Below are 17970 nucleotides of genomic sequence, written 5' to 3' on the forward strand. Positions count from 1 at the left end.
AATTATAATGTATAACAAAATGATTATTTATTGATTTGACTATCTCCCAAACATATGTATAATATAAACTAAATAAATAAGTTGAATGTTTTCTAGGGTTCCGCAACAAATAGTTGGTCTGGACCGAGAGAAAACTCGCAGCTTAGCTGTGCCACGGAGGGACAAAAGCCCGGGAGAACTGTTTAACAGTTATCTCTCGGGTTTTTGTCTCTTTTTTGTTTTCTCATCATTTAAATTGGAGGTTCGAGTGGAATGAATATGAATTGGTTACAAGTGATTATTGCTGCAGTGATTGAAGTGTTTTGGGTAATTGGTTTAAAACATGCTTATGATTTTTGGACTTGGACTGGGACAGTAATCGCAATCATTGTTAGCTTCTATTTAATGATTATGGCAGGGAAAAAGCTCCCTGTTGGAACGGTTTATGCCGTTTTTGTTGGGCTGGGCACTACAGGAACAACTTTTGCAGATATTGTATTCTTCGGTGAGCCGTTTCAGTTAGTAAAAATCCTTTTAATTGCCATTTTATTGACGGGGGTCATTGGTTTGAAATTAGTAACAAAAGATAATGTTAAAGAAGGGGCTGAATCGTGATGGCTTGGACTTCATTAGTTATAGCAGGTTTGTTTGAAGTATTTGGTGTTACCATGATAAATAAATTACACAAAGATCGTAGCTGGCAGGCATTAGCCCTGTTAGTTCTTGGTTTTGGAGCCAGCTTTTATTTCTTGGCATATGCAATGGAAACCTTACCTATGGGAACTGCTTATGCTGTTTGGACAGGTATTGGTGCTTCTGGAGGCGCAATCGCTGGGATGGTTTTTTATAACGAACCAAAAGAATGGAAGAGAATTGTATTTATCGCGATGGTATTAGGTGCAGCTGTTGGTTTAAAGCTGTTCTCTTAAAACATTTTTGATAAAAGCATCACCGTTTATTTTCAATGAAACAAACGGTGATGCTTTTATCTGAATGATATCTTCTGTTACTATTTTAAGAAGATTAAATAACCTCATACTATGGTTTATAATGAGCAACAGCTTCCTTAGCCATTTTAAAAATTTCCAAATGGAGTTCTTTTGGTTCAATTATTTTCATTTGATCTGTGAATCCGAGAATATATCTCTTTGCTTCTTCTTTCGTATCAAAAGTTAATTTAACAGGTCTCCAACCTTTTTCAATGTTAGACTTGGTTTCCATTATTCGTACAAAATAATTTGAAAAGGATAGTCTCGGGAAAATTTCCTCAGAGACTTTCACCCAAACTTCATAGGATGGCAATGTATTGATAAAAGCTTTTTTAGATGATTTCCAATACGTTGCAATGTCAAAGCTATCGTGTCTTTCAAATGTTTCCTTTAAGGGAGTGGCAGATTGGATCCGTGAGGCGCGGTAATTTCGAATATCCCCACTTTCTTTAGCGGCTATAAAATACCAGCTGCTTCCTTTAGCAACCAACCCGAGTGGTTGTACAATATAGTTATTTATTTGTCCATCTGCGCGCTGGTAAATAATTTCCAGTTTGACATCTTCCCATATCGCATTTTTTAGCATTTCAAAGGAGGCTATTCTTTCTTTTGTACCTCGCCATGAGCTGGTGTCAATATGAATACGATTCCATATATCCTTCGCACTTTTTCGATAAACATCAGGGAGAGAAGCAATAAGCTTATTGCGGGCATCCTCAGAGGTGCGAGTTAATCCCAAATCCTCCAGTAATTGTGGAGATACAGGAGCAAATAAAGCACGTATTTCGGATTCTTTTAAACCGGTTAAATCAGTGTGATACCCATCGATTAATGACCAGCCGCCATTTTTTCCGCGATCGGCAAAAACAGGAATGCCGGATCCGCTTAAAACTTCCATATCTCTATAAATTGTCCGTTCGGAGACTTCCAGTTTTTCAGCCAGCTCTTTAGCAGTCATTTGCCCTTGAGCCTGTAGTATTAAAAGTATCGATATCAAACGATCGCCTCTCATAAATATCACCTTTTTCCAATGAATTATTTATATTTAATATAATATGACAATAGATGTCAAGAATTAGTCTTTATAATGAAAATATCTAATGAAGAAAGGGTTGAAATTGATGAAAACACTGGATGGAAAAATAGCTCTTGTTACGGGCGGTAGCAGAGGTGCTGGGCGAGGTATTGCTGTAGAGTTAGGAAAAGCTGGTGCCACCGTATATGTCACAGGTCGAAGTGTCCGAGGAGCATCTACGAATAATTGGCCGGGGACCGTTAATGATACTGTTTTAGAAATAGAAGCTGTCGGTGGAAAAGGAATCGCAGTACAATGTGACCATACCAATGATGTAGAAACAGAAGCTGTTATTTCCCAAATACGCAAAGAGCAGGGAAAGCTGGATATTTTGATAAATAATGTGTGGGGCGCACATGATTTAGGTGTAGAAGGGAAACCTTTTTGGGAGCTGTCACTGAAAAATTGGGATACGATGTTTACAGCAGGTGTGCGTGCTCAGCTGGCAGTAAATCACTTTGCTGTTCCCTTGCTTCGAGAAAATAAACAAGCTTTCATTGTTCATACGACGTTTTGGGATCATGGTAAGTACACTGGACAGTTTTATTATGATTTAGCTAAGAATGCGTTGGTGCGAATGGTATACGGGCTTTCTATGGAATTAAAAGAGGATAATATTGCTGTTCTTGCCGTTTCTCCCGGTTTTATGAGGACTGAGCTTGTATTAAAATACCATGGTGCAGATGAAGAACATTGGACGGAAGCAGATGATTTAAAGCAAACGGAGACACCATACTATGTCGGACGGGGCATAACAGCATTAGCCAATGACCCGAATGTAATGGGGAAAAACGGGCAAGTGTTCAGAGCTGGAGAGTTAGCGAAGGAGTATGGATTTACAGATATTGATGGGCGTTATATTCCGCCATTTACAATATAGATTCCATACATCATCGTTAAAAGAATGGATTGATTGAAAATAATTATTCTCTATATAAAAATAGCCAGTGTTCTTATATAAAGGGACGCTGGCTAAAAAAATGCGGTTGCTATTAAAAAGCGAATTTTCTATTACTGACCTTAAATAAAATAAAATCCAATTCCCATAATCACATATGCAGCTAATAATGTAAGTCCTTCAAACCAATTGGAATCCCCATCATTTGATATGGTAATCATTAATAAAACGGCTGTTACCATACTAATAAGTTCCGGCCATGTAAAGACTAACGGCATCGATGTTGAAAAGAAAAGAGATAATAAAACAAGAATTGGCAGGACAAACATCGTTATTTGTAGGGTAGAACCGATGGCTATTTCAACAGCGACGTCCATTTTATTTTTATAAGCCATAATGATCGCTGATGCGTGTTCTGCTGCGTTTCCCACAATTGCGACAATAATGATTCCAATAAATAATTCCGACCATCCAAATGTTGCTCCAACGATATCAAATGTTGATACCAAATGTTCCGAAACATAAGCAACAGCAGCCGTTGCAAGTGCCAGGATAATAATTGCTTTTCCTTTTCCCCATTCCGGATCTTCCTTATGCTTGGACTCATTTTGTGCGTTATCTGTTTGATAAACTCCACGGTGGGTAACAAACTTAAATAATAATGCTGCTAAATATAACACAATTAAAATGACAGCTATCCCGACACTAACAATCATCGTGTTACGATCATTCAGTGTTTGGGTGAATACTTCAGGAATAACAAATGCAACAATAACAGCAAAAATTAACATACCCGCATTATGACGTGCATCGTAAATACTAAATGACTGCCTTTTATATTTCAGACCACCTACGAAAAAGGATAATCCACCGACAAGTAGTAAGTTACCTAATACAGAGCCTGTTAACGAAGCTAGCACGATACCGATAAGTCCGGCTTTTAATGCAAAGATAGAAATAATAAGTTCAACAGCATTTCCGAAAGTTGCATTTAGTAAACCACCAACTCTTGGTCCCAAGACGATCGCTAAACTTTCGGTGGCTCTGCCAATAAAACCGGCCAATGCAATGATTGTCAAACAATAAATTATAAACATAATGACGGCGGACCAATGAAAGATAGAACCTATGATGGATAGTGGCAGTCCGATGAAAACAAGAATCATAAATAATTTATTCATCTTTATCCCTCCGTTTTCTATATTTGGATAGCTATAGGTTACCCAGATTAAATGGATATTATTTTGAAGAGAAAAGATATGTATATAGTTATATTTGTTATATATATGCTTATATGTTAATATGTTCATATAATGAAAATAAGATTAAATCATAACATTGTTAGCCAAACTTAAGAGAAGGAGGGAATTTATACCTTGGAGAATTATAAAATAGAAAATAATACATCTGTCGATCTGGACAGTGAAACATTATTTATCGTGTCACAAACATTTAAAGCATTAGGTGATCCGACGAGAATCCGCATTCTTCATTTGCTTTTTAAAAAAGAATGTTCTGTAAATGCTATTGCAGAGGCTTTAGACATTAGGCAATCGACGGTATCCCACCAGTTGCGTTTCTTGAAGAATTTACGACTTGTCAAGTATCGCCGGGAAGGTACCACGCTTTATTATTCACCGGATGATGAACACGTGATGCTGATTTTAAAACAAATGATAGACCATGCAAGCCACAGTTAACAGTTACTTAGTAGCCCATCTGATTTTTAAATAAGGAGGTTTTCATATGGGAGCGGGACATCATCATGATCATACGCATGGTGCCAATAAAAAAACTTTAGTCATCAGCTTTATTATTATTACCGTGTTTATGATTGTAGAAGTAATAGGCGGGATTCTTACAAATAGTCTGGCTTTATTAGCCGATGCCGGTCACATGTTAAGTGATTCTATATCCTTACTTATTGCTCTGATAGCTTTTATATTAGGAGAAAGAGCTGCGAACCATGCTAAGACCTATGGATATAAACGCTTTGAAATTTTGGCAGCTATTTTGAATGGCGTCACCTTACTTGCAGTTTCACTATTTATTTTTTATGAAGCTTTTCAAAGATTAGTTGACCCGCCGGAAGTAGCGTCCACCGGTATGCTAGTTATTGCTTCAATTGGTTTAGTAGTCAATATTCTTGTAGCCTTTACCATGTTACGCGGTGGAGATACGAAGGACAATTTGAATATGCGCGCAGCTTTCTTGCATGTTCTTGGTGATTTACTAGGTTCTGTCGGGGCGATTGCTGCGGCGCTTCTAATGATTTTCTTTCACTGGACATGGGCAGATACAGCAGCAAGTGTGTTGGTCGCAGTGCTGATTTTAATTAGCGGATGGCGTGTTACGAAGGACTCTGTTCATATTTTGATGGAAGGAGCTCCGCTTAATGTTGATCTGAACGATGTTGTGAAGACTATCGAGCGTATTGAAGGCATTAGAGGTATCCATGATTTACACGTATGGAGTATCACCAGCGGACAAAATGCACTTTCTTGTCATATTATTGTAGATGGCAACATGATGGTGGAGGAAAGTCAAGCGCTGCTTCGTGCAGTGGAAGAAGAGCTGCGAGAAAAGGAAATTGGTCACGTTACGATTCAGGTAGAAACCGATACGCACCCTCATAAAGATTCTATCCTATGCCACGCAGAATATGATATTGACGCGGGGCATGGACATAGTCATTAACAACAAGAAGAAATTTAGTTATTATGAATATTTCGCTAAGAAAGTAAATAAATAAGTCCCCTGTTTTTATACGGTGGTAGTACAACAGGGGACTTTTAACATTGGAATATGGTTATGAGAAGTGAATTATTGAGGGTCAGGGTAGTAGCGGAGCTTTTTCTCATGTTGTGCTGTTTTACTTAACAGAAAATCAGTTGTACTTTGTGTTTCTGTTAAATCTGCACGAACTCCGTCTATTTTTTTGCCTAAGTGTTCGAACCCTTTATCCATTCTGGCTTCTAATTCTGTTCGCATGTTGTCCATCTTGGAATCCATTTGCTCGAATCGCTTATCAACTTGTTCAAATCTTTTATCGATTTGTTCGAACCTTTCATCAATCTGTTCGAATCTTTTATCGATTTGCTCGAACCTTTCATCAATTTGCCCAAACCTTTTATCAATCTGTTTGGAATGAAGATCTAAAGCATGCAATATTTCTTTTAGCATCGTTTCTTGTTCCATTGCTTTCACCTCCTTTTTCAATAGTATAAATGAATCTTAATAGGTTGGAAAGTGTTTGAGAAAAATAATTCAGGTCGAGTTCAGTCATATTGTTACATAGATAGTCTTTAAGAATGAATACTCCCACCACTTAATTTCTAAAGAAATTTGAAGTGGGGGTTTCTGGGGTGTCGACTTTCAAGATACCGATTAACCACCAGTGGAGTTGACACATTGGTGTGCTAAAAACACCCAACCCCGCTATCCCATTGGTCCTGCCTCCTGAGACTACTTTTCAGCCTATATGAGGTTCACACGTTTGTGTGCCATGGCTGACATGTTTGGCTTGAACATTTTACGTGGCAAAGCAACGATTCTTGCCACAACCTGCTATGTTCAGTTTTCAAAGAGCGTCTTTCAAGGACATTATATTTCGCGAACAAACGTTTGTAAATGCAAAAGACTATTCACCTCCTACCTACTCATCGGGTTTCACCCTGCACATTCCGACGTACAATGGTTTTTTGATGGGGCGAGTAATCGCAGCAATGTTGTCAGGTTAGTGAATTTCATTAAGATTATGTTTGATACTGGTAGATTGCAATAAGGCTAACTAGCGGAGTGTTTTTCCGCAGCGGTCGTATTAACCTGACAACATTGGTAATCGCAGCCCCAGCCCTAGTCCCAGGACGTACTAGTGCAGACTTTGCAATGTTAGCCTGCCTTAAGGTTGGGAGTCCTCTCGCCTAATAAAGATAGAAAGTAATTATTTTCGACAAAGAGGAGGTTAAATCTAAAGAAGACAGAAACCTTTACGTGCTGACAAAGAATTGCATTCATATCTGCTGCAGATTTATCTAACGTTAAATAAGGGTATAATAGAGTAAGGGTTTTTATAATAATCAGTTCTTAATGAAAGGTGTTATTTTTGTAGAATTGGTTAAATCACGAATAATATTCTACATTTGTGGAGGAGTGATAACCGTGACAAATAAAAGAATTCTTACGATCAGTGATGTTCATGGCTGCTATGATGAGCTTGAGCAGCTATTACAATTAAATAATTATCATCCAGAGGAAGATCAGCTTATTTTGCTTGGAGACTATATCGATAGAGGGCCTGAGCCAAAGCGTACGGTGGCTTACATTATGAAACTGGTAGAAGAAGGAGCTGTTGCACTACGGGGGAATCATGACCAGATGTTTCTGGAGTGTATATTCAGTAACAATCCAGATAAGGAGAGGCGTTATTTGATCAACGGAGGGATGGATACGTTGGAGTCTTATGCGGGGGAAGAATTTTTCCCAGCTAATGCTACAGGGGAACATTTACAGGCAGCTAAAGAACAAATCAAAGAAAACAACAGCGATCATTTAGAATTTCTGTCCAACTTGCCATATTATTATGAAACGGAAAATCATCTCTTTGTTCATGCTGGTATTGATCCATCATTAAAGGATTGGAAAGACACTCCTGATTTCGATAAAATATGGATTCGTCATGAATTTTTAGGGTTTGACCATCCACATGATTTTACAGTTGTGCATGGGCATACACCGACACAGTTTATTCGTGGCACAAATGATAATAGCATTTTTTTTGGAAATAAAAAAATTGGGATTGATGGCGCTTGTGCTTATGGAGGCAGGTTAAACTGTTTAATCATTACAGAAGATTCTTACGAGACAACATATATCAATCATGAATAAGAGTAAATCTGCAGCAAGGTCTGAGAGATGCGAATATCCATGGGTTTCGAAAGCTGCGAGAAGTATTTATTTAACCAGCTTATATCTGAAAAAATTTTTTATAAAGAAGATTCAAAGGAGTTAATTAAAATGAAATTATATAAAAAGCAGCAACTTCTTTATAATAGTTGCTGCTTCTTATTACTATAAAAACTCTTCGGGTCCAGTAATCAGGTAATTGATGTCTAGATGCCTGCTTTTTTGAATTTATCAACAAAATCCTTTGCTTTTTCAAAATTTAATCCGCTGCGATCCTGCACGTACTTTACAGCTTTATGCTCATCTGCATTATTTTCAAGCATATCCTTTAAATGGTTTACGACTTCCGGGTCTTCTAATTTTAGATATGGAGAGTCCGTATTTTTTACATATCTTTGTAATTCGAAAAAGCCCATACCCGTTTCTTGCCGCACATATTTCATGATTCGTATATATTTGAAAGGAGATGCGTTATTTTTATTGTTTTCAATCATTTCTTCAGCTTCTAAAATGACCTCGAACGGATCCCTTTGTGATTGGGATGGATTGAATTTATTTCTTTTGCGTAAAAATAATAAATAGATAATTCCTGCAACGATAATAATGATCAAAAAGATTTGTACAAAAAGCACATGTAACCCTCCTTCCGTAAATACTTTGTTTTATTATAGCATAAAAGCAATTATCTTTTATTCATTTATAAAGTGAAACTTTGCTGTGACGGAGATTACTGCCACATCAAGGTCGCTGAGAGTTCCGTAAAAGCATATGCCTAAGGGCAGGGCCATAGTACGGCCTTCATTGCTATTTACTTAGTCTGGAAAGGTTTGCAAATAGAAAAACATTTGATATAATGGAACAAACGTTCTTTTGAGCTTTTTTTATTGTTATAAATAATTATATCTAAAGTTGTCAATTTTACGCTTTAATATAAATATCTTTACATTATAACAAGCAATTTGTTGAAGAGAGAGGTGAGTCCAATGAAACAGGAATCGCTTTTTGCAGAGGATAATAAAAGAAATTCCCCGCTTGCCAGCCGTGTCCGTCCCGGCACACTGGATGAATTTGTCGGGCAGCAGCATTTATTGGCGCGGGGGAAGGTGCTGCGTGAATTTATCGAAAATGATCAGGTGACTTCGATTATTTTTTGGGGACCGCCCGGTGTTGGCAAAACTACATTGGCTGAAATTATTGCCCATAAGACAGAATCAAAATTTATTAACCTGTCTGCAGTAAACAGCAGTATCAGGGACATCAAAAATTTAATGAAGGAAGCTGAAACAAGGCGTGATCTCGGTGAAAAAACCATTATTTTTATTGATGAAATACACCGGTTTAACAAAGCGCAGCAGGATGCTTTTCTGCCTTATGTAGAAAATGGCAGTATTATTTTAATCGGAGCAACAACAGAGAATCCTTCTTTTGAAGTAAATGCAGCATTGTTATCGAGAAGTAAGGTTTTTGTTTTAAACCAACTGGAAATGTCTGATATAGTCAACCTTTTAAAAAATGCAATAAACCATCCGTATGGTTTTGGAGATAAGGATATTCATATAACCGAACAAAGCTTAGAGGCGATTGCGAAGTTTGCTAATGGAGATGCAAGGAGTGCCTTAAATACGTTAGAAATGGCGGTGTTAAACAGCGGTACAAACGCTGAAGGCATTTATATCAATGAGTCGAATCTGGAACAGCTGATTAACCGCACCTCTTTTTTATATGATAAAAGCGGGGAAGAACATTATAATATCATTTCTGCTTTGCATAAATCGATGCGGAACAGTGATGTGGATGCGGCAATTTATTGGATGTCCAGGATGCTTGAATCCGGAGAGGATCCAATCTATATTGCCAGAAGGTTAATTCGTTTCGCGAGTGAAGATATTGGTTTAGCTGATACGCGTGCGTTGACAATTACTACAGATGTATTTCAGGCTTGCCGTTATATCGGAATGCCGGAATGTGATGTCCATCTTACAGAAGCTGTCATCTATTTGTCACTGGCACCAAAATCAAATGCGGTGTATTATGCACGGCAGAAAGCGAAAAAAGATGTAAAGGAATCGATCAATGAACCTGTACCTTTACAAATAAGAAATGCACCGACAGAATTAATGAAAGAACTCGATTACGGAAAGGGCTATCAGTATGCACATGATGAAAAAGAAAAATTAACAACAATGAAAACTATGCCGCCTTCTTTGGAGGGGCAGCAGTACTATTACCCGACGGAGCAAGGGCATGAGAAAAAATTTAAAGAAAGATTAAATTACGTGAAAGAATGGCAGGAAAGGAATAATTAAGAGCTCAGCTGATGAAGGGATGAAAGAATTCTGACTGGAAGATGAAAAATAAGCGTGGTATTTTAACTAAAACCATGCTATACTTTATTTTGCGATGAGCTGATTTGCGTAAGTCGAGAGACAATGTACGTATGCAGATGTGAACTGCATGTTCTTTCGCCGCAAATTTCGAAAAGAAAGGCATCCGTATCTCATACGGATGCCTTTCTTCGTATTATCTTGCTCTTTTGAAGGCCTGGCTATGATCAGCCAAATGAAGTTTCTGAAGCAGCTGACGAAGCGGCTCACGAACAAGCAAATAGATACCTATGGAAATAAATACAGCAGCTAAACCATATACAAATCCAGCAAGCACATCTGTTGGGAAATGAATGCCTAAATAAATTCTCGTAAACAATATAAAACCAATCCAAATAAGTGTGATAAAGCCGATAATTATTTTTTTCCAAACCTGATAGACAGCAAGAATAAGTACCATACCGATAAAGCCATAGAAAATCGTCGTTGCTGTGGCATGTCCACTTGGAAAGCTTTCATTCGTTTTTTCAATAAGCTGTAAGAAAGCAGGACGATCACGGTCAACGATTTTCTTTAACACTTTTCCGCCAATTGCTGCACAGAAAAGAATCGTACCGCCAAACCATAATCCTTCTGCAAATTTACGTTTGAAAAATAATACAATACAAATAATGATTGTCATGGCGATAACAGCTTTCATGCTTCCCAGTTCTGTCATAAACATAATAAAGGATGTTTTCCCTTCAGAGATAGTTCCCTGAATCCGTTCGATCCATGATAAATCAAAGGAATGGATCCAACTGTTTTCAAAATATATCCCCCAGGTGATGACACCGAATAATAATAAAAATATAATACCTGTTAATAAAAAAGAAACAGGATGCAATCTTTGAGACTTCAAAACGATAACCTTCCTTCTCTCTATGTTTTCATTTATCCATTTATTTAAATATCAAATTTTCATTGTACATAATAACAAGCTTTTTTGCATGGAAAAAAACAAAAAAGTTATGTTTAACCTATTAAATAGAAAGGAAAAGATACATAAAGGTTTATTTTGTTAATATAAGTAACTCCAGGGAGGAAATAAAAATGACACAAGAACAGTTAATACTTCAAGAGCGTCCAAATGGACTGCCGGACGAAAATACATTTCAATTTAAAAAAGTGGAAATCGGAGAACCGCAGGAAGGCGAGCTGCTGCTTAAAACGTTGTACGTATCTGTAGACCCTTATATGCGTGGGAGAATGTCGGATGGTCCATCCTACGCAGCTCCTTTTGAAGTAGGGGAGCCATTAAAGGGTGCAGTAGTAAGTCAGGTAGTCCAATCGAACAGCAGTGATTTTGAAAAAGGCGACCTGGTAACAGGCGCACTCGATTTTCAAGAATACAATGTTGTTAAAGAAAATAAAGTGAGGAAGGTTAATGCAAAAGGAATGAAACCTTCCAATGCACTGAGTGTGTTAGGAATGCCTGCGCTCACCGCCTATTTTGGAATGATGCATATTGGTGAGCCTAAAAAAGGAGAGACTGTTGTTGTATCCGGAGCAGCAGGAGCTGTTGGACAGGTTGCTGGACAGTTAGCTAAAAAAGAAGGAGCCCGGGTTGTGGGAATTGTTGGATCAGAGAAAAAAGCTGCTTACATTACAGAAACACTCGGACTTGATGCAGCTGTTGAATATAAAAAAGGAAATATCAGCGAGCAGCTGAAAGAAGCATGCCCGGATGGAATTGATGTCTACTATGAAAATGTCGGCGGGGAAATTTCAGATGCTGTCTGGCCTTTATTAAATGTGTTTGCCCGCGTACCTGTATGTGGTGCTATTTCTGCCTATAATTTAGAAGAAGGAGAAAAAGACATTGGTCTGCGTGTCCAGCAATTCCTTATTAAATCACGTGTAAAAATGCAGGGTCTGCTGGTTGGAGATTTTGCCGACCACTATGATGAAGCTTATCAGGCATTGGAAGAAGCCGTTTCTAATGGTGAATTGAAATTTGAGGAAACCATTCAAGAAGGATTTCATGCCATTCCGGATGCATTTTTAGGGTTGTTTTCCGGAGAGAATATAGGAAAGCAGCTTGTGAAAGTTGCTGACAAAGAATAAGTCTTTAGAAAAAGCCGCTTCATTCATGCGTTGAATAAGCGGCTTTCTCATTAAAAATTGGATTTAATAGACAACATTATCAGAAACGGAAATGCTGTACTATTTTATCCCGGAGAACCGCCCGTAAAACTCCCGCCACAAAATAAAGAGCGAAAATAAATTAATTTAGGCGGGAGATAACGGGCGTTAACTCCCTGAATCACTTAGGCTAATTCAGTGGGAGAATGAAGGAAGCAGACTAAGTTCGCGACGTCCTGTCGCAACGTCTGTACTAGCACATCCTGTGCGTCGAAAAACTCCCACTGAATGAAGTTTCGTTTTATAGATAAGTTTCTTCCTTTACCAGCAAGATAAAAATAAACGTTATGATATGCTTATACGACTGTATTAATCAATTTCTATATGAATTATTTTATTTATGTCAAATCGTAAAAGAATGAATAATCCAATTTTGGGCATTATTTTATTTTGAAGCATAAGCTGTTAAAAAATAAGATCTAAGTAATCCGCATGTCCCCGTACAAGTTCTATGTCATTTTTAGAAGAAATCCAAAAATAATGGAAGGATAGCCCGGTCTCTTCACCGCCTCCCGTTGGTTGATGTACCCATTCATCAAGGGAATAAGCAATATTTATCTGATAAAAAAACCTATGATGTATAACTCCATCGGCATTTTCCCACAAATCTTCTGCAATTAATGTTTCAGCATGAAGCCCTTCTAGCCCGGTTTCTTCTTTCATTTCTCTAATAAGAGCATTAACGGTATCTTCTTCGGCTTCTACGGTTCCTTTAGGTACCTGTATTCCGGCTTCTGGATTAGAATGTTGAAAAACAAGAACTTGCACTTTATGATCTTTTAACCTTGTTATATATCCGTATACTTTCTTGATTGGGTTCACAATAACACTGCCCTTCTGCCAAGAAACATAAGTCAGCTTATCTGAACAGGCTATCTTGGCTGATGTTACTTTGGAAACAGAGTAAATTAAAATAGCGGTTTACATATTTTCATTTTTTTTAGCATTATCTACAAAATCTTTTGCTTCTTTTAGTCCAAGTCCCGTTTGTTCACGAACGTATTTCGTTGCTTTAATTTCACCAATACCGGATTGGAGCATCTCTTGTACATTTTGCTGAAGCTCTGCGTCAGAAACGGGGGTTTTTATTTTATAGTTTCCCTCGACTAAGTCTTTCGCATCTTCTAATCCAAGCCCAGTCTCCTCACGGACATATTTAATAAGCTTAATTTTATTCTCTCCCGCTTCAAGTCTTTGTTGTACTTCTGGAATAACTTCTTCAGGCGGCCGATGATTTTGTTCTTGGGCATGTTTATTTCGATTTCGCAAGCTTAGCAGATAAATAAGTGCAAGAACAATAATAACAATTAGAATAACTTCCATGGACATCCTCATTCACCTCCGATTTTCATTTTTTTAATCCTTTAATTATATCATGAATAATTACCATCAATGGCTAAAGAAAAATATTCATTTAACTTTTTATCAAAAATAGGCGAGAAACTCCCCATCTTCAAGGAATGTGAAGGGCAGAGCCCAATGAGTAAGTGGGGGATGAATCGTCTTCGGACAAGGAATAGCTTCAGCTATCTTGATTGTCCGACTATTCGAGTGCTACTTACAATAGATGAAAAATAGCCTGTGTACGAGTGATAAAATTCCTTTGTTCTTTTCATTCATCCACTCTATTTAAAAGTGTTTTTGGAAATCTTCATCCAACAGTTGGCTTCTCCATGATATTCCTTTTTTTAAAATGCTATCTAAGAATATACTAAAAAGTGATATAATAGGTATCATACTAGGTAAGAAGGTGAAAATCATGCTGGTAAACAAAGCATACAAGTTTCGAATCTATCCGAATAGAGAACAAGAAAGGTTAATCGCAAAGACGATCGGCTGTTCTCGTTTTGTATACAATCATTTTCTTTCCAAGTGGCATGATACCTACACCAAAACAGGCAAGGGATTAACATATAGTGCTTGTTCATCTCAACTTCCGAAACTAAAAAAAGAACATGAATGGTTAAAAGAAGTGGATAGTATCGCTGTACAAACAAGTGTTAAACATCTATCCGACAGTTTTGACCGTTTCTTCAAAAAACAAAATAAAGCCCCACGTTACAAGTCAAAGAAGCACCCTATTCAGTCCTTTACAACCAAGCACACCAATGGAAATATTGCTATGGTTGAAAAGAAGATCAAACTTCCTAAACTAGGTTTAGTCAAATTTGCTAAAAGTCGTGAAGTGAAAGGACGTATTCTGTCTGCTACCGTCAGACGGAACGTAACAGGAAAATATTTCATTGCCATTCTTGTAGAAACCGAAGTTGATCAACTTCCTAAAACGGATACATCGGTAGGGATTGATATTGGTTTAAAGGATTTTGCTATTCTGTCAGATGGCACCATTCATCAAAACCCTCGCTTTCTCCGTTCGCTAGAAAAGAAATTAGAAATGGAACAACGTAAGCTTTCACGAAGATACGAACAGGCGAAAAAAGATAAAAAACCGTTACATGAAGCGAAAAACTATCAAAACAGAAAGTAAAAGTTTCACGTATTCATGAACATATCAAAAATGCACGTACAGACTACTTGCATAAAATCAGTACCAACATTGTCAAAAACCACGACATCGTAGGTATGGAAGATTTGCAAGTGTCACATATGTTAAAAAACCACCGACTTGCAAGAGCCATCAGTGAAGTCAGTTGGTCAGCGTTTCGAGCTATGATCGAATATAAAGCGGAATGGTACGGTAAGAAGGTGGTTGTAGTTGGAAAAACATTCCCTTCCAGTCAGATTTGTTCTTGCTGTGGCTATCGACATAAAGACGTTAAGAATCTCGCCCTGCGTGAGTGGGAGTGTCCAACGTGTCATACTCACCACGATAGAGATATGAACGCAAGTAAGAATATTGAAGCGGAAGCGATAAGACTTCTAACCGAAGGGACTTCGGGGTTAGCCTAATAAATAACTGACCGGTAGGTTGGTGTTCTTAGGAATCTCCATCTTCAAATTTCGTAATAAATTAAGGTGGAGTAGTTCAAAGAAGAACGTATAAAATAAATTATAGTTACTCAACTTACGCACCTAAGAATAAGCATATATATCTTGCTATCTCAGGATGAACATGATCTTCATTGCCATGCTTGCTTTTGGTTAAATATCGGCCATTTTGGAATTGTTGATTGTGCATAGCTCCACTCCGGCCAGCCACTCCGCTTTCCGACGTACAACGGTTTTGGATGGGGCGTTGCCGGAAGGACGGATACAGGATGAATTAGAAGAAGCAATCCATGGCCGGGGGCTTTTCGCCGGTTTAAAGATGAAGTCCATGATATGGGTTTGGAGGAACAATGGTATGCTTACCGGAATAATGAATATAAGCAAATAGCCATTAATTAGTGTGAATAAAATGAGATTGAATGTGTTGAATGATAAGAGGTATACCAATTATGTTAACATGAAATGATGGTATAGCTTTAACTTATGATACGTACGTACAAGTAATCAAAAATGCGATTTTCAGATGAAAAAACGACTCTTTCATAGAGCCGTTTTATGATATATTCAAATAATAAAATAGGCAGCAACTGAAAGTAACAACGACGTAATAGCGATTGCCAGAAGCGGTTTTAATGCTTTTGACCGCAAGTCTTTAAGACTGACATTCAAACCGAGTCCGACCATAGCTGCTGTCAGTATCCATGTTGTTGCGGCAGAAATTCCTTCCATCGTATTTTCAGATATAGGAACGGTATTTCCAAGCACATAACTTCCGAACAAGCTCATTAAGATAAAGCCAAGCAAAAACCAAGGAAAAGCCACTTTATTTTGTACTTGTTCACTCTTATTTTTAAATTTCATTATATAAATGAGAATAAAGCAGAGCGGAACAAGTAAAAATACCCGGCCTAATTTTGCCAGCAATGCAATAGCTAATGCATCTTCTCCAGCCGGTTCCGCTGCGATAGCAACATGGGCCAGCTCATGCAGGCTGATTCCTGACCAGATACCGTAATCTATTGGTGTTAAGGGCAGGAATGGTTCGATTAATGTATATCCAATCGCAAAGACAGTACCCATCAAAGCGATTATACCAACACTGATTGCTGTATCTTCATCCTTTGTTTTTATAATTGGTGCAACAGCAGCAATTGCGGCAGCACCACAGACTCCTGTTCCAACTCCAAGTAAAAGCGAAATATGTTTATCTGCTTTAAGTACTTTACCCAGCCAGATCATCACACTGATTGCAAACAGAATAACCATAGCATCACGCAGCAGCAGTCCGAGTCCATCATGGAATACAGTATCTATGTTCAGCTTCAAACCATATAAAATGATAGCCAGCCGGAGAAGTTTTTGGGATGAAAAAGTAATTCCGGACCGGAGAACTTCCGGGTACCCGAAAAATTGTCTGTATATTATGGCAATGATAATCGCACAGGCAAGCTGACCGGCATGATGCAAACCTGGAATTTTCGCTAAGAGAGCTCCTAGCATAGCGATAAAAAAAGTAAATACAATGCCTCCAACCCATTTTCCCGCAGAACGGGGATTTTGCCGGGATGCTTGTGAAGTCATAACAGCACCTCCTTTGTATAGCATAGCTAACATTAGTACATAAGAAAAATAATTTATTATAATAAATAAGATAAGTAAATAGTTATGAATAGAAGAAAAGAGGGTGAAGGGATGGATAAGCACCTGCGCATATTTATCACCGTTGCAGAAAAGCAGAGTTTTTCCAAAGCAGCTGAAGAGCATTATATGACCCAGCCCGCGGTCAGCCAATATATTCGGACACTGGAGGAAAGCATGGGTATGCGTTTGTTGGAACGGAGTAATAAGTACGTCCGTTTAAATAAAGCTGGGGAGATTGTCTATCATTATGGAAAAGAAATCCTCGGTTTATATACAACCATGCAAAACCTGGCAGATGATTTAATGAATCACGCCAATGGCCCGCTGACAATTGGTGCAAGCTATACTTTTGGAGAATATGTTCTTCCGAAAATTATTGCTGACCTGCAAAAAAGTTATCCAGATATTGAGCCTGCTGTAACAATAGGTAATACAGCTCATATTGCGGATTTGGTTGCAGCTCATCAATTGGATATAGGAATTGTAGAAGGGCATTTTAACAGAAAAGAAATGATTATCGAGGAATTTGCAGAAGATGAGATGGTCATTGTTGCTTCTTCCGATAATAAATTGCTGCTTCAAGAAGAAATAGAATGGAACGATTTAGCAAGGGAGACATGGGTAGTACGTGAAAAAGGATCGGGTACAAGAGAAGCGGCAGAAAATTTCTTTCACCAATTTGGTCTAACCCCTTCCAAGGTGATACATTTCAGCAGTACCCAGTCCATTAAAGAATCCGTTGCAGCTGGATTGGGGATCACCTTACTTTCCAAATGGGCTATTCAAAAGGAAGTGAAATATGGTGATTTAAAGATGATTCCTATTAAAGGACTTCCTTTTACACGTGAATTTTTTATCATTACGAAATCACCTTTTCAGACGAAGGCTTTGGAGGTTTTTAATAAAATGCTGCATGATTTTAAAATGCCCTAAATACTTTAATGGTCCATTTCAATATCGTTATAGCAATAAAAAATCCAGTATACAGCTGGATTTTTTTATTATGGATGTTATTTGCCAAATTAA

General features: G+C 37.9%; 17 protein-coding genes, 2 pseudogenes and 1 riboswitch. Of the genes and pseudogenes, 11 read left to right on the forward strand and 8 right to left on the reverse strand.

The genetic code is table 11. The annotated features are described in order from the left end of the window. Window positions 1-81: 81 nt before the first annotated feature. A riboswitch (guanidine-I (ykkC/yxkD leader) is annotated at window positions 82-178 on the forward strand. 74 nt (window positions 179-252) lie between these two features. Together BN986_RS22205 and BN986_RS22210 are read left to right on the forward strand one after the other, a co-directional pair. Further along, complete coding sequence (locus tag BN986_RS22205; RefSeq protein ID WP_040984288.1) at window positions 253-594, forward strand: DMT family transporter; 342 nt, start codon at window positions 253-255, stop codon at window positions 592-594. Beyond that, window positions 594-908 carry a DMT family transporter gene (locus BN986_RS22210; protein WP_040984289.1) on the forward strand — a complete coding sequence of 105 codons (315 nt, stop codon included), beginning with the start codon at window positions 594-596 and terminating at the stop codon, window positions 906-908. The genes BN986_RS22205 and BN986_RS22210 overlap by 1 nt, the downstream gene beginning before the upstream one ends. Window positions 909-1017: 109 nt before the next feature. On the opposite strand, the gene BN986_RS22215 is transcribed toward BN986_RS22210, so the two are convergent. Then, window positions 1018-1965: a helix-turn-helix transcriptional regulator gene (locus tag BN986_RS22215; protein ID WP_455565972.1), complete on the reverse strand. Its 948-nt coding sequence runs from the start codon at window positions 1963-1965 to the stop codon at window positions 1018-1020. 124 nt (window positions 1966-2089) lie between these two features. On the opposite strand from BN986_RS22215, the gene BN986_RS22220 reads away from it, so the two are divergent. Then, entirely contained in the window at window positions 2090-2923 is an 834-nt protein-coding gene (locus BN986_RS22220) for an SDR family NAD(P)-dependent oxidoreductase (protein WP_040984293.1), read from the forward strand. A 140-nt stretch (window positions 2924-3063) separates the two neighbouring features. Here the strand turns inward: BN986_RS22220 and cax are convergent, their stop codons facing one another. After that, window positions 3064-4122 (reverse strand): calcium/proton exchanger, encoded by a 1059-nt coding sequence (gene cax, locus BN986_RS22225; RefSeq protein ID WP_040984295.1) that lies wholly within the window; start codon window positions 4120-4122, stop codon window positions 3064-3066. 195 nt (window positions 4123-4317) lie between these two features. On the opposite strand from cax, the gene BN986_RS22230 reads away from it, so the two are divergent. Both BN986_RS22230 and BN986_RS22235 read left to right on the forward strand, forming a co-directional pair. Next, window positions 4318-4641 (forward strand): ArsR/SmtB family transcription factor, encoded by a 324-nt coding sequence (locus BN986_RS22230; RefSeq protein WP_040984297.1) that lies wholly within the window; start codon window positions 4318-4320, stop codon window positions 4639-4641. A 46-nt stretch (window positions 4642-4687) separates the two neighbouring features. Further along, entirely contained in the window at window positions 4688-5638 is a 951-nt protein-coding gene (locus BN986_RS22235) for a cation diffusion facilitator family transporter (RefSeq protein ID WP_040984298.1), read from the forward strand. 126 nt (window positions 5639-5764) lie between these two features. Here BN986_RS22235 and BN986_RS22240 read toward each other — a convergent pair whose 3' ends face one another. Next, a complete protein-coding gene (locus tag BN986_RS22240) occupies window positions 5765-6139 on the reverse strand; it encodes a hypothetical protein (protein WP_040984300.1) in 375 nt (124 codons plus the stop codon). A gap of 963 nt (window positions 6140-7102) precedes the next feature. Here BN986_RS22240 and BN986_RS22245 point away from each other — a divergent pair. After that, entirely contained in the window at window positions 7103-7828 is a 726-nt protein-coding gene (locus tag BN986_RS22245) for a metallophosphoesterase family protein (protein ID WP_040984302.1), read from the forward strand. 224 nt (window positions 7829-8052) lie between these two features. Here the strand turns inward: BN986_RS22245 and BN986_RS22250 are convergent, their stop codons facing one another. Next, on the reverse strand, window positions 8053-8478 hold the full coding sequence (locus BN986_RS22250) for a hypothetical protein (protein ID WP_040984305.1): 426 nt from the start codon (window positions 8476-8478) through the stop codon (window positions 8053-8055). A 351-nt stretch (window positions 8479-8829) separates the two neighbouring features. Between BN986_RS22250 and BN986_RS22255 the strand changes: the two genes are divergently transcribed. Then, a complete protein-coding gene (locus tag BN986_RS22255; RefSeq protein ID WP_040984307.1) occupies window positions 8830-10152 on the forward strand; it encodes a replication-associated recombination protein A in 1323 nt (440 codons plus the stop codon). 214 nt (window positions 10153-10366) lie between these two features. On the opposite strand, the gene BN986_RS22260 is transcribed toward BN986_RS22255, so the two are convergent. Next, a complete protein-coding gene (locus tag BN986_RS22260) occupies window positions 10367-11071 on the reverse strand; it encodes a phosphatase PAP2 family protein (protein WP_052401064.1) in 705 nt (234 codons plus the stop codon). Window positions 11072-11262: 191 nt separating this feature from the next. On the opposite strand from BN986_RS22260, the gene BN986_RS22265 reads away from it, so the two are divergent. Continuing rightward, entirely contained in the window at window positions 11263-12276 is a 1014-nt protein-coding gene (locus BN986_RS22265; RefSeq protein ID WP_040984309.1) for an NADP-dependent oxidoreductase, read from the forward strand. A gap of 483 nt (window positions 12277-12759) precedes the next feature. Here the strand turns inward: BN986_RS22265 and BN986_RS22270 are convergent, their stop codons facing one another. Both BN986_RS22270 and BN986_RS27770 read right to left on the reverse strand, forming a co-directional pair. After that, complete coding sequence (locus BN986_RS22270) at window positions 12760-13176, reverse strand: NUDIX hydrolase (protein ID WP_040984310.1); 417 nt, start codon at window positions 13174-13176, stop codon at window positions 12760-12762. 114 nt (window positions 13177-13290) lie between these two features. Beyond that, window positions 13291-13683, reverse strand: a pseudogene (locus BN986_RS27770) (ribosomal protein L7/L12); the annotation flags it as partial. A 430-nt stretch (window positions 13684-14113) separates the two neighbouring features. On the opposite strand from BN986_RS27770, the pseudogene tnpB reads away from it, so the two are divergent. Then, window positions 14114-15264 (forward strand): annotated as a pseudogene (gene tnpB, locus BN986_RS22280) (IS200/IS605 family element RNA-guided endonuclease TnpB). 214 nt (window positions 15265-15478) lie between these two features. Next, on the forward strand, window positions 15479-15691 hold the full coding sequence (locus tag BN986_RS22285) for a hypothetical protein (protein WP_187378606.1): 213 nt from the start codon (window positions 15479-15481) through the stop codon (window positions 15689-15691). Window positions 15692-15867: 176 nt separating this feature from the next. Here BN986_RS22285 and BN986_RS22290 read toward each other — a convergent pair whose 3' ends face one another. After that, entirely contained in the window at window positions 15868-16884 is a 1017-nt protein-coding gene (locus BN986_RS22290; RefSeq protein WP_040984314.1) for a YeiH family protein, read from the reverse strand. Window positions 16885-16995: 111 nt separating this feature from the next. On the opposite strand from BN986_RS22290, the gene BN986_RS22295 reads away from it, so the two are divergent. Beyond that, on the forward strand, window positions 16996-17877 hold the full coding sequence (locus BN986_RS22295; protein ID WP_040984316.1) for a LysR family transcriptional regulator: 882 nt from the start codon (window positions 16996-16998) through the stop codon (window positions 17875-17877). Window positions 17878-17970: the final 93 nt, after the last annotated feature.

Origin of the sequence: Oceanobacillus jeddahensis, assembly GCF_000750635.1 — a bacterium.
Classification (GTDB): domain Bacteria; phylum Bacillota; class Bacilli; order Bacillales; family Amphibacillaceae; genus Oceanobacillus; species Oceanobacillus jeddahense.

What these genes read in the sequence shown, in the direction of transcription:
- BN986_RS22235 (WP_040984298.1), top strand. Translation starts at nt 4,688, where the DNA reads ATGGGAGCGGGACATCATCATGATCATACGCATGGTGCCAATAAAAAA.
- BN986_RS22295 (WP_040984316.1), top strand. Translation starts at nt 16,996, where the DNA reads ATGGATAAGCACCTGCGCATATTTATCACCGTTGCAGAAAAGCAGAGT.
- BN986_RS22240 (WP_040984300.1), bottom strand. Translation starts at nt 6,139, where the DNA reads ATGGAACAAGAAACGATGCTAAAAGAAATATTGCATGCTTTAGATCTT.
- BN986_RS22220 (WP_040984293.1), top strand. Translation starts at nt 2,090, where the DNA reads ATGAAAACACTGGATGGAAAAATAGCTCTTGTTACGGGCGGTAGCAGA.
- BN986_RS22290 (WP_040984314.1), bottom strand. Translation starts at nt 16,884, where the DNA reads ATGACTTCACAAGCATCCCGGCAAAATCCCCGTTCTGCGGGAAAATGG.
- BN986_RS22255 (WP_040984307.1), top strand. Translation starts at nt 8,830, where the DNA reads ATGAAACAGGAATCGCTTTTTGCAGAGGATAATAAAAGAAATTCCCCG.
- BN986_RS22205 (WP_040984288.1), top strand. Translation starts at nt 253, where the DNA reads ATGAATATGAATTGGTTACAAGTGATTATTGCTGCAGTGATTGAAGTG.
- cax (WP_040984295.1), bottom strand. Translation starts at nt 4,122, where the DNA reads ATGAATAAATTATTTATGATTCTTGTTTTCATCGGACTGCCACTATCC.
- BN986_RS22210 (WP_040984289.1), top strand. Translation starts at nt 594, where the DNA reads ATGGCTTGGACTTCATTAGTTATAGCAGGTTTGTTTGAAGTATTTGGT.
- BN986_RS22265 (WP_040984309.1), top strand. Translation starts at nt 11,263, where the DNA reads ATGACACAAGAACAGTTAATACTTCAAGAGCGTCCAAATGGACTGCCG.